General features: G+C 41.3%; 12 protein-coding genes and 1 other RNA gene. 8 read left to right on the top strand and 5 right to left on the bottom strand.

Features of this window, described 5'->3' with window-relative positions; all coding sequences use genetic code 11:
• The first annotated feature begins 163 nt into the window (after positions 1-163).
• A complete protein-coding gene (gene gltS / locus GKR71_RS17665) occupies positions 164-1,369 on the top strand; it encodes a sodium/glutamate symporter (protein WP_036949418.1) in 1,206 nt (401 codons plus the stop codon).
• A 181-nt stretch (positions 1,370-1,550) separates the two neighbouring features.
• A complete protein-coding gene (gene srmB / locus GKR71_RS17670) occupies positions 1,551-2,906 on the top strand; it encodes an ATP-dependent RNA helicase SrmB (RefSeq protein WP_154609897.1) in 1,356 nt (451 codons plus the stop codon).
• Positions 2,907-2,958: 52 nt separating this feature from the next.
• Here the strand turns inward: srmB and GKR71_RS17675 are convergent, their stop codons facing one another.
• A complete protein-coding gene (locus tag GKR71_RS17675) occupies positions 2,959-4,413 on the bottom strand; it encodes an ankyrin repeat domain-containing protein (protein WP_154634645.1) in 1,455 nt (484 codons plus the stop codon).
• Positions 4,414-4,573: 160 nt separating this feature from the next.
• Positions 4,574-4,957 carry an autonomous glycyl radical cofactor GrcA gene (gene grcA / locus GKR71_RS17680; protein WP_108478520.1) on the bottom strand — a complete coding sequence of 128 codons (384 nt, stop codon included), beginning with the start codon at positions 4,955-4,957 and terminating at the stop codon, positions 4,574-4,576.
• A gap of 340 nt (positions 4,958-5,297) precedes the next feature.
• On the opposite strand from grcA, the gene ung reads away from it, so the two are divergent.
• A complete protein-coding gene (ung, locus tag GKR71_RS17685) occupies positions 5,298-5,978 on the top strand; it encodes a uracil-DNA glycosylase (RefSeq protein ID WP_036949415.1) in 681 nt (226 codons plus the stop codon).
• A 119-nt stretch (positions 5,979-6,097) separates the two neighbouring features.
• Here ung and grpE read toward each other — a convergent pair whose 3' ends face one another.
• Positions 6,098-6,688 (bottom strand): nucleotide exchange factor GrpE, encoded by a 591-nt coding sequence (grpE, locus tag GKR71_RS17690; RefSeq protein ID WP_036949413.1) that lies wholly within the window; start codon positions 6,686-6,688, stop codon positions 6,098-6,100.
• A gap of 116 nt (positions 6,689-6,804) precedes the next feature.
• Here grpE and nadK point away from each other — a divergent pair, with 116 nt between their 5' ends.
• The 3 genes from nadK to bamE all read left to right on the top strand — a co-directional run bounded on the left by nadK (position 6,805) and on the right by bamE (position 9,941).
• Positions 6,805-7,689, top strand: a complete 885-nt coding sequence (nadK, locus tag GKR71_RS17695; protein WP_181478775.1) for an NAD(+) kinase — start codon at positions 6,805-6,807, stop codon at positions 7,687-7,689.
• 85 nt (positions 7,690-7,774) lie between these two features.
• Complete coding sequence (gene recN / locus GKR71_RS17700; RefSeq protein ID WP_154609899.1) at positions 7,775-9,436, top strand: DNA repair protein RecN; 1,662 nt, start codon at positions 7,775-7,777, stop codon at positions 9,434-9,436.
• Between the two features lie 112 nt (positions 9,437-9,548).
• A complete protein-coding gene (gene bamE, locus GKR71_RS17705; protein ID WP_036949409.1) occupies positions 9,549-9,941 on the top strand; it encodes an outer membrane protein assembly factor BamE in 393 nt (130 codons plus the stop codon).
• Between the two features lie 266 nt (positions 9,942-10,207).
• Here the strand turns inward: bamE and GKR71_RS17710 are convergent, their stop codons facing one another.
• Complete coding sequence (locus tag GKR71_RS17710) at positions 10,208-10,501, bottom strand: RnfH family protein (RefSeq protein ID WP_108478517.1); 294 nt, start codon at positions 10,499-10,501, stop codon at positions 10,208-10,210.
• On the bottom strand, positions 10,494-10,928 hold the full coding sequence (locus tag GKR71_RS17715; protein WP_036949406.1) for a type II toxin-antitoxin system RatA family toxin: 435 nt from the start codon (positions 10,926-10,928) through the stop codon (positions 10,494-10,496). Before GKR71_RS17715 ends, GKR71_RS17710 begins: the two co-directional genes overlap by 8 nt.
• A 153-nt stretch (positions 10,929-11,081) precedes the next feature.
• Between GKR71_RS17715 and smpB the strand changes: the two genes are divergently transcribed.
• Positions 11,082-11,564 (top strand): SsrA-binding protein SmpB, encoded by a 483-nt coding sequence (smpB, locus tag GKR71_RS17720; protein ID WP_006814817.1) that lies wholly within the window; start codon positions 11,082-11,084, stop codon positions 11,562-11,564.
• Between the two features lie 47 nt (positions 11,565-11,611).
• Positions 11,612-11,975: a transfer-messenger RNA gene (gene ssrA / locus GKR71_RS17725) on the top strand.
• Positions 11,976-12,169 lie beyond the last annotated feature (194 nt).

A 12,169-nucleotide genomic window follows, 5' to 3' on the forward strand; every position in this document is an offset into this window, starting at 1 on the left:
AAGACATTTATACCCTTGGATTTCGAGTTACAGCTAGGCGGCTAGAGAGGATATCCCGAGGAGCATACATAAGTATGTGACTAGGGTAGCCGAACGCGGCCAACAACGCTGTAGCACGAAAGACAAAGTATAAAAAAGACAAGGTATAAATAAAGGGAAAAATATGACATTCCAAATCGACACACTCACCACCCTCTTCCTGACTGTAGTTTGCCTACTGATGGGTGTTCACCTCAAAAAACGCATTGAATGGCTGCAACGTTTCTGTATTCCTTCACCGGTCATTGGTGGTTTTTTAGTCAGCTTGCTTATTTGGGGATTAAAGTCTTTCGATTTAGCTGAAATTACTTTCGATACCAGCTTACAGTCATTCTTAATGGTGGCATTCTTTACAACTGTTGGTATTGATGGCAGCTTCCGCGTATTAAAAAGCGGTGGACGCTTACTCATTACTTACCTATTAATTTGCTGGACATTGGTTATTTTCCAAGACACCTTTGGTGCTGGTCTGGCGCATTTATTAGGTATCGACCCGGTTATCGGGATCATGGCTGGCGGTGTTTCCTTAACAGGTGGACACGGTGGTGCGGCTGCCTTTGGTGGTATGGCTGAAGGTCTTGGCGTACAGTCTGCAACTGTTGCGGCTATTGCAGCAGCAACGTTTGGTCTGATTTCAGGAAGCTTATTAGGTGGCCCTATCGCGAGCTATTTAATTAAAAAACACAAAGTCACTATTCAAACCGAAGAACACATTGAAAGCGTGAAAGTTGAAGAGAAATTGGCTGGCAAAATCGATTCTATCGATGCCCATGCATTCTTAAAAATGTTAGCGCTTATTTTAGGTGTAATGGTTGTCGGTCAATTTGCTTCTGCGCAATTTACTAAAGCCACGGGATTCTCTTTACCAAGCTATGTCGGTGCAATGATTATCGCGATTATTGTGCGTAACATTAACGACCAAGTTGAAATTGTTCGTATTAACCAAAAATCCATCAACCTAATTTCAGATGTTTCACTGGGCTTATTCTTAACCATGGCGATGATGTCGCTTAAGATTTGGGAATTGAAAGTCATCGCCCTGCCATTATTCATCATCTTACTGGCGCAAACTATTGCCATCATCCTGTTCGTTGTTTTCGTCGTCTTCAGGCTGTTAGGCAAAAACTACGATGCTGCAGTAATGTGTTCAGGCATGATGGGACATGGTTTAGGGGCGACACCGAACGCAATGGCAAACATGTCATCAGTCTGTGAGCGCTACAAACAAGTTTCTATGAAAGCGTTTATGATTGTGCCATTAAGCGGTGCTGTACTTATCGACCTCGTGGGAATTCCTTACCACACTTGGTTAATTAACATGCTCAGCTAATTCCACTTTATCCCTCTTACCAACCATACGACAGAGTTTGGTAAGAGGGAGCATTATCAGTAAGCCACTTCCTTGTATACCCCCCGCCGACAAAAACAGGTAAACTCCGCACAAAGCTGATTTTTGTGGTGAACAATTTTGCTAACCTGTTTATAATCAGCGCCCCAAATAGAGGTATATCATGACTGCATCCACTTTTTCTGAACTTGAGCTTGATGAGAGCCTGATCACCGCGCTGACCAATAAAGGTTACGAGCGCCCGACGGCCATCCAAGAAGCGGCTATCCCTCCTGCAATGGATGGACGCGACGTTTTAGGTTCAGCCCCAACCGGAACAGGTAAAACTGCGGCGTTCTTATTGCCAGCCATTCAACATTTACTTGATTTCCCAAGAAAAAAATCAGGTCCGCCTCGTGTTCTGATTTTAACACCAACTCGCGAACTCGCTATGCAAGTCGCTGATCAAGCTAAAGAGTTGTGTGCACATAATCATTTAGACGTTGCCACCATTACAGGCGGCGTTGCGTATATGAACCACGCTGAGGTTTTCAGCGAAAACCAAGATATCGTCGTCGCAACCACCGGACGTTTGCTGCAATACATTAAAGAAGAAAACTTCGATTGCCGCGCCGTAGAAATTTTGATCCTCGATGAAGCTGACCGTATGCTGGATATGGGCTTTGCGCACGATATAGAAACTATCGCAGGCGAAACCCGCTGGCGCAAGCAAACCATGTTGTTCTCTGCCACTCTTGAAGGTGAAGCAATTCGTGATTTTGCTGAGCGTCTACTCGAAGATCCTATCGAAATTGAAGCAGATCCTTCACGCCGTGAACGCAAGAAAATCCAACAATTTTACTATCGCGCTGACACGTTAGAGCATAAAACTGCGCTGCTGTGTCACCTTATCAAGCAAGAAGACGTCACCAAATCGATAGTCTTTGTGCGTAAGCGTGAACGCGTGCGTGAAGTTGTCCAATGGCTGCGTGAGGCAGGGATTGAACCTTGCTATATCGAAGGTGAAATGGTGCAAGCGAAGCGTAACGAAGCTGTTCGCCGCTTAGTGACTGGACAAGTTAAAGTCCTCGTTGCAACAGACGTGGCTTCTCGTGGATTAGACATTGAAAACGTCAGCCATGTTTTTAACTTTGACTTACCGCGCACCGCGGATGTCTATTTGCACCGTATCGGTCGTACCGGTCGTGCTGGACGCAAAGGAACTGCTCTGTCTTTAGTTGAAGCACACGATTTCCCTCTACTGGGTAAAATCACTCGCTACATCGAAGACCCAATTAAGATGCGAGTGGTAGATTCATTACGCCCAACAACCAAAGCGCCTTCTGAAGCAATGCTGAATAAGCCAAAACCCTCTAAGAAAGTGCTGGCTAAGCGTAAAGAGAAGAAAAAAGAAGAGCAAAGCAAGAAAAAAGAAAAAGTACGCCATCGCGATAAGAAAAATATCGGTAAACGTCGCACTCCAGCTATATCATCTACAACTACGCCATCTGCAACTGCAGATAGCAATAAAACCAAGTAAAACTCAATCGAGTGATACTGACAAAAGCGGGCTTCGGCCCGTTTTTCATTTATTAACTTAAGTTCATTAACTTATAGACCTTCTCTCTCATAACCCGACTTTCATTGGTTAACGCTTCTGCTTTTATCATATGATTATCTAAAATATCTCGGCAGTTATAACCTTGATTATTTTCCATTCGCCAATCTGCGCCATTTGATAATAATAATTCAGCAACATCTAAAGAGTGGCTATTTAAAGCGTCATGCAACGGGGTATTTCCCAAATTATCTCTCACGTTGACCATTAAACCATTACTCAGCAAAATTTCTGATTGAGCCACTCTCCCGCTTTGAGCCGCTAAATGTAAAACTGTTTTTTGCTGAGCTAACTGCATTTTTTTAATTCCCTGCCCGTATGGAGATTCCAATAATACTTTTATAAATTGGCTATTACCTGCACGAACAGATTGCATTGCCAGTTTATCAATATCACAGTGCTTATTTTTCATTGAAAGTAGCACTTTAAATTCACTAATATTTTCTTTCTTAATTGAATTTTTACAACTTTCTTGCCAATTAAAACTTTGGTTTTGCTCTACGTTAGGAAATTCATTCAACATAGAATCCGCTGTTTTATCAAATTCACCTGTAATCGCATTCCAATTATTCCATGGTTTATGTTTGCACATCATCCTAATAATCTTAACCATTGAATGTGCAATAAAGCTCCTGGTCAACAAACGGTGTGGTAACCAGTCTTTCCAAGAATTATGTTCGCTGTAAGCCATTTTGATACGGTTTCCCAACGCAGAAGGGATTGGTAACGTGTTTTGAAGTGCATCAAGCCAATCATATTGAACAGTATAAAAGCGTATCAAACCTTCATCTGCTTGTTGCTTAGCAATGTTATAATCCATTCCAATTTTATGTACTGTATTTTGTGCAAGCCCTGAAGGACTAAATGAAATACAAGGTGATTGACTCGCCAATGCGGCTATTGATGCAAGACCGCCCCCTAGAGAGTGCCCTGTACAGATAATATTACCTTTCACGGCTCGATATAGAATATTAGTTAACCCTACCGCCTGAAAGAATTGAGGTTCGTAATATCCTAGCCCTTGCCGAATATTGGCATAAAAATCGACAATATCATTCGTTCCCGCAAAGCAAATAATATACAGACCATTAAAACAACAAATATTCGATTGAAAACCTGTAAATTCATTATTTAAAAGTTCTGCATCTATGCCTAATTCATTAATTTTTGACGTGCTGAGTTTTTCTACTCCTTGAATATCACGCCAATTACTATGATAAGCACCTTGTGATAGTAACGCTAAAAGATAATCTTTATTCTGCGCATCTCTTCCTAGAAACTCCTCTCTCGTAACATTTTTAGACCATTTATCACGAGGGCTACATAATGAATCCGAAAATGTATTTTGTTGATATAAATTTAAACCTTCTTCAACAAAAGAAAGTTCGTCCTTACTTACTGTCTGCTGTATTGCTGTACTGAATGGCATAAATTCTCCCTAACAAATGCTGTATGCTGGAAGAATATTGAAATATAAATAACCAAGGGGGGAAATAATCAACTTTGTTAGGGGCAAATAAAAAAGCCATTGAGAACAATGGCTTTTAGAATTTATTAAGATAAGAGATCTATTGACCCCTTAATGTTTATTACAGGCTTTCAGTGAAAGTACGAGTAATAACGTCACGCTGTTGTTCAGGTGTTAATGAATTAAAACGCACTGCATAACCAGAAACACGGATAGTTAATTGCGGATATTTCTCTGGGTTTTTAACTGCATCTTCTAATGTTTCACGGCTTAATACGTTAACATTTAAGTGCTGGCCACCTTCTACGCGAACAGTTGGTTTCATTTCCAAAGGAACTTCGCGGCTCTCAAAAGCTCCCAATTCATCTTTAGGAACAACCTGACCTTCGCTATAATCTGCTTTCGCACACACGCAACGAGCTTCATTTGTCTCGCTATCGATTAACCAGAAAGAGTTCAGCAGTGCTGCATTGTCACTTTTAGTAATTTGAATACCAGTAATCATCTCGACCTCCACGTTCGAATCAGATTTTGATCAATCTTTGCTAACTGTTTTTAATCGCTGTTGATTGGATAATTGGTCTAACCAACCTGTTTATCTAATATATACCAGCTAGAACCCCCGGATTCTTTGATATTTATCAAATGTTTTGTATGGTAATTAACCAGAGCGGTGCATCTTTATGATTTAAATCAATATTCATATTTAGACTTTTTAATTATTTTTTGTAAATTTTCAAATTAATTTGAATTGCTTTTAGGGAGTTAGCGCGGAACAACACTTTATCTATGCGTCATGAACCAGTAAGCTACGAACTATAAAATACATCACTATGGGATCATTCATGTCAAATACGATGACTTGGCACGACGTAATTGGTGCGGAAAAATCACAAACCTATTTCAAAGAGACTCTCGCGTTTGTCGCAAAAGAAAGAGAAAGTGGAAAAGTAATCTACCCACCACAAGAAGATGTTTTCAATGCGTTTCGCTATACCGAATTAGCGGACATCAAAGTCGTGATCTTGGGGCAAGACCCTTATCATGGACCAGGACAAGCACACGGATTATCCTTTTCTGTACGTCCGGGAATTAAAGCACCGCCTTCACTCGTCAATATGTATAAAGAGCTTGAAAAAGATATTCCTGGGTTCGTCCGCCCGGGACATGGGTACTTGCTTAGCTGGGCGCAACAAGGGGTTTTACTCCTCAATACAGTATTAACTGTAGAACAAGGCAATGCGCACTCACATGCACATCTAGGCTGGGAAACGTTTACAGATAAAGTGATTCAGGCGATTAATGACCATACTGAGGGCGTGATTTTTCTTTTATGGGGCTCTCATGCACAGAAGAAAGGTCGCATTATCGATACTAAACGCCACCATGTGCTTAAAGCACCTCACCCATCACCACTTTCTGCGCATCGAGGCTTCTTAGGATGTGGTCATTTCTCGAAAGCTAATCAATTGCTTGAACAGCAAGACCGCGCACCTATTGATTGGTATCCGGTTATTCCTGAATAGATGCATTCTATAGCGATAAAATGCATTGGTGATAAAGTTCGTAGAAGTTCGCAATAGAAAAATGGGATGCTCAGCATCCCATTCTCGTTATATACCCTAAAATTATTTATGCTCTAAACTTATTTAGAAACAATGACCATTGCAGGGCGCAACAGACGGTTATTCAAGGTATAACCCTTTTGCATCACGTTAATCACTTGACCTGCACTATGATCTGGGGATTCAATCATGGTCATTGCTTGGTGAACTTCCGGGTTGAATGGCACATTTGCCGCATCAACAGGCTCAATACCAAACTTAGAAACGGCATCTAAGAACGTTTTCAACGTAAGATCTAGGCCTTCTAGCATCGCTTTGGACTCTTCGTTGTCACGATCAGCTGCCTCAATTGCACGCTCTAAGTTATCAATAACAGGCAACAATTCATTGGAAAACTTCTCAAGCGCAAACTTGTGGGCTTTTTCAATATCTTGTTCTGTACGACGACGAATGTTTTCGATTTCAGCGTGAGCACGTAACATCGCTTCGCGTTCAGTTTTACGGGAAGCTTCAAGTTGCTGTTCAAGCTCAGCAATACGCGCTGCTAACGCTTGTTCTTCGGCTTGTAAATCAGCTTGTTGAGTATCAACTTCTTGCTCTGCTTGAACTTTTTGTGTTTCATTTTGCTCAGAAGCTTGCTCATCATGCATGTTTTGTTCTTTACTACTCATGAATATCTCCGCGTATTTAGCAATAATTCTATCTATGGGAGTATTATGGGGATCTAATACAGGGATTCAAGGGAAGTCATACAACGAGGAGTTAAAAAAGTATGCAAAAGGCTAAGATGACACCATCTTCACAATTTAAAACTATCGGTATTGTCGGACACCCAAGGCACCCTGAAGCACTGGCGACCCATGAACTTATCTATCATTGGCTGATTTCAAAAAATTACCACGCAATAATTGATAAACAAGTGGCTAAGGATTTGAAATTAAAAGATGCCAATACAGGAACTTTAACAGAAATCGGTCAACAAGCCGATTTAGTCGTTGTGGTTGGCGGCGATGGCAACATGCTTGGGGCCGCGCGAATTTTATCCCGCTATAACAATAAAGTTATTGGCGTAAACCGCGGTAACTTGGGTTTTTTAACCGACCTAGACCCCGACAATGCCCTTCAACAACTGTCCTGTGTTCTTGATGGGGAATATCATGAAGAACAGCGCTTTTTATTAGAAGCTCAAGTAATCAAGGCAAATCAAAAAGCCCGTAAAAGTAGCGCCATCAACGAAGTGGTTCTGCACCCAGGTAAAGTCGCTCATATGATTGAGTTTGAAGTTTACATTGATGAAAAATTTGCGTTTTCACAACGCTCAGACGGCTTAATTATTGCGACCCCGACAGGCTCAACAGCCTACTCTTTATCCGCTGGGGGACCTATCCTTACACCAAATCTAGACGCTATTGTACTCGTGCCGATGTTCCCACACACCCTATCGTCTCGCCCATTAGTTATCAGCAGCGACAGCAGTATCCGCTTAAAATTTTTACGAACCAATATTGATTATGAAGTCAGTTGTGACAGTCAAATTATGCTACCTATACAGGATGGCGAAGAGGTGATTATAAAGCGCAGCTCGAAGAGTCTGAATTTAGTTCACCCAAAAGATTACAATTATTTCAATACATTAAGTTCAAAACTCGGTTGGTCTAAAAAAACTTTTTAAATTTTTTGCACTGCCTCTTTACTGTATAAAAAAACAGGTTAAACTGTACGAAAACACAGGTGTGTATTTAAACAGGAGAGCGCAGATGCTAACCCAACTAACCATCAATAATTTTGCTATCGTTCGTGAGTTAGAAATCGATTTTCGTAGCGGTATGACGACAATTACAGGTGAAACCGGTGCGGGTAAATCCATTGCTATCGATGCTCTTGGTTTATGTTTAGGTAACCGAGGTGAAGCCAACATGGTTCGCCCTGGTGCTCAACGTGCCGACTTATGTGCTCGCTTTTCACTGTCTGATGCTCAAATGGCAGCAAATTGGCTCATTGAGCATCAACTTGATAATCAAAATGAATGCTTACTGCGCCGCACCATCGCAACCGATGGGCGCTCTCGAGGCTTTATTAACGGTGTCTCCGTTCCCCTATCACAATTACGTGAACTTGGCGCATTACTGATCCAAATTCATGGTCAACATGCTCACCAGCTATTATTGGATAATGATCATCAACAATCCCTACTTGATGCCTATGCTAATCAGCAAGAATTACTCGCTCAAATGAAGCAAACGTGGCAAAAGTGGCATGAGTCCTGTCAGCAATTAGCTGTTTTTCAAAAACAAATGCAAGAGCGTGAATCTCGCCAGCAATTGCTGGATTATCATTTAAAAGAGTTAAATGAGTTCCTACCCGTTCAAGGGGAGTTTGAGGAAATTGATCAAGAATATAAACAACTTGCTAATCACGGGCAATTTTTAACTATTGGGCAAACAACAACACAAATTCTGACAGAAAGTGACGATGCGAACGTTATCAGCCTTCTCAATATGGCAAAAAATGAGCTTTCTGATTTAGTTGCTCTGAATCCTAAATTTTCAGGGTTATTGGATATGCTGGAAGAAGCGGCCATCCAAGTTAGTGAAGTCAGTGACGAAATTAAACATTACTGCGATCAATATGAATTAGACCCAAATCGTTTATTCGAATTAGAGCAGCGAATTTCCAAACAAATTAGTTTGGCACGTAAGCATCACGTCACACCTGAAGCCCTACCTGAACTTTTTCAACAATTAGTTGAAGAACAAAATCAGATAGCTAACCAAAATGAAGATTGTGAAGCTTTAAATGCGCAGGTCATTGCTGACCACCAAAAAGCGTTAGAATGTGCAGAACGTTTACATCATGTACGTCTGCATTATGCACAAGAGCTCAGCCAGCTAATTACCAGCAGTATGCACCAACTTTCAATGCCTCATGGCCTCTTCACGATTGATGTAAAATTTGTTCCTGAACATTTACAAATTGATGGTGCCTGCAAAGTCGAATTCAATGTCACCACTAACCCAGGACAGCCACATCAAGCATTAGCGAAAGTCGCATCAGGTGGTGAGTTATCTCGCATCGCTTTAGCCATTCAAGTGATCACCGCGAAAAAAATGGATACTCCAGCTTTAATTTTTGATGAAGTGGACGTGGGGATCAGTGGTCCAACCGCCGCTATCGTCGGGAAATTACTCCGTGAACTTGGTGAGTCCACCCAAGTTATGTGTGTAACTCACTTGCCTCAAGTTGCAGGCTGCGGTCATCACCATTTTTATGTTAGTAAAGAAACGAACGGTGTGGAAACCGAGACTCATATGCAATTACTGGATAAAAAATCTAGATTACAAGAACTTGCACGGTTACTCGCTGGTTCAGAGGTAACAAAAAATACATTGGCTAATGCAAAAGAGTTGCTCGCAGCTTAAATTTCGACAACTTTTTTTATCTCCTGTTGTCTTAGAGTCGATCTGGAAGGTTTTAAATTGTATCAATGTCGATTATCATTGATGTTCTGACTCCAAAAGGAATGAGATATCCATGCGTTATAAATTGTTAACTGCTGCAGCACTATCATTCGCATTAATGTCCACGGGCTGTTCAATGATGGAACGTCTTGTCTATCATCCGGATATTAACCAAGGTAACTACCTAACGGCGAAAGATGTTGCGAAGATTAAAAAAGGAATGACACAGCAACAGGTTGCTTATGCTTTAGGCACGCCAATGATGACTGACCCGTTTGGTTCTCAGACTTGGTTTTATGTTTTCCGCCAAGAGCTGGGGCATGACCCAGTGAAGCAAGAAACATTGACGCTGACGTTTGATCGCAACGGTATCCTGACAGATATCAAAAACGAAAAAAACCTTGAAGCACAACAAGCCATGGAAGCTGGTGAAGTTAAAGCATCAGAACCAAAAGCAGCGGAATAACACCCTATATAGCGTAATGCTTGAGCGTGTATAACTTGAGTATATAAGTAACTACCTGCCCAATTATATGATGGGATAACAAACAGGTAGTTACTTTAGTGCTTTTATTTATCCCTTTATAGCTTCTCGCCAATACTCCTCTACGTTCTAGCCTATCAATCGACGCATCCATCGCACCCGCAAAGAAAAAACCTATATATTTGAAACAAAAAAACCGAGCTTTCACTCGGCTTCATATCATATAGATGCGTTCACTACGCAATATCTTATTTATTATTCTCTTTCGATTTTTCAGCTCGCTTGCGGCGTAACTCTTTCGGGTCGGCAATCAATGGGCGATAAATTTCGATTCTATCCCCTTCTTGAACGACATCACCCAATTTCGCAGGCCGACTATAAATGCCCACTTTATTTTTCTTTAAATCGATATCTGAACGCAACGTTAAAATACCCGATGCAATAATTGCATCTTCAATCGTGGTTCCTTCTGCAACTTTTACAGGAAGCAAAAATTGCTTTTCAGGTAATGCGTAAGTCACTTCAATATTGATGTCAGACACGGTAAACGACCTTAGCACGAGATGTAAATGCTTGAACCATATTGTTGGCCAGCTCTTTGAATATTTTACCGAATGCCAACTCAATCAGCTTATTCGTAAATTCAAAATCAAGATGAAACTCAATTTTACAGGCGTCAGCACTCAAAGGAATAAACTGCCATCCCCCAGATAGAGTTCTAAAAGGACCTTCAACTAACTGCATTTGGATACGTTTATTATCTTCCAGCGCATTTTTAGTAATGAAGGTTTTGCTAATTCCCGCCTTTGAAACCTCAACTGATGCCGTCATTTCTTCTGAATTTTGGCTAATGATTCGGCTTCCAACGCATCCTGGTAAAAAACTTGGATATGAAATCACATCATTCACAAGTTTATACATTTGTTCTGCGCTAAAAGGGACTAACGCAGAGCGACTAATCTGTGGCATATCAATTCCTATCCCCAAAAACTGCGCATATAATAGCACCATTGATGGGTTACTCAAAAAACAAAACCCGTGCAGGGCAAGAAATGCACAATCGCAAAAATATCAGTGTTGAACGATTTCATTCAACGCATCTTAACGTATAATGAATGAACTATGACAAAGAAAAAACCATATAAACCCGGTTCAGCAACAATTGCTATGAACAAACGTGCTCGCCACGAATATTCTATCGAAGAGGAGTTCGAGGCGGGTTTATCCCTACAGGGTTGGGAAGTTAAATCATTACGTGCGGGCAAAGCCAACATTGGCGATAGCTACGTTTTACTGCGCGATGGTGAAGCCTATCTGTTTGGTGCCAACTTTACACCACTGACAGTCGCATCATCCCATGTTGTCTGCGACCCAACCCGCAGTAGAAAACTACTTCTTAATCAACGTGAATTAGATACCCTTTACGGTAAAGTTAACCGCGAAGGCTATACTGTCATCGCTCTTTCCTTATATTGGAAAAACGCGTGGTGCAAAGTAAAAATTGGCGTCGCCAAAGGTAAAAAAGCCCACGACAAGCGTTCTGATATCAAAGATAGAGAGTGGCAATTAGATAAAGCACGTATAATGAAACATTCTAATCGCTAAGTCCTAGCTTTATAGAGTTATTTTCTGTTATACTGCACTCACAACTTGGGGCTGATTCTGGATTCGACGGGATTTGCGAAACCCAAGGTGCATGCCGAGGGGCGGTTGGCCTCGTAAAAAGCCGCAAAAAAATAGTCGCAAACGACGAAAACTACGCACTAGCAGCTTAATAACCTGCTTAGAGCCTTCTCTCCCTAGCCTCCGCTCTTAGGACGGGGATCAAGAGAAGTCAAACCCAAAAGAGATCGCGTGGATACCTTGCCTGGGGTTGAAGCGTTAAACTTAATCAGGATAGTTTGTTGGTGGCGTGTCTGTCCGCAGCTGGCAAATGAAATTAAAGACTAGACTAAGCATGTAGTACCGAGGATGTAGAAATTTCGGACGCGGGTTCAACTCCCGCCAGCTCCACCAAATTTTAACTGTCAGTGATGTGACAACAACTTTAAAAACAGCAAGTTAGTAAAGTTGAGCAGACAGTAACATTACCCAGAATGGACTTCGAAATGCACGTGAAATGCACGCGCACTAGAAAAATAGAAAAGCTCACTTCGGTGGGCTTTTTTATTCTCTATTGTACTAAGAGATAAATCTAATGAGAAAGGCTT

The organism is Providencia sp. wls1922 (assembly GCF_009706505.1).
In the GTDB taxonomy this organism is placed as follows: domain Bacteria; phylum Pseudomonadota; class Gammaproteobacteria; order Enterobacterales; family Enterobacteriaceae; genus Providencia; species Providencia lanzhouensis.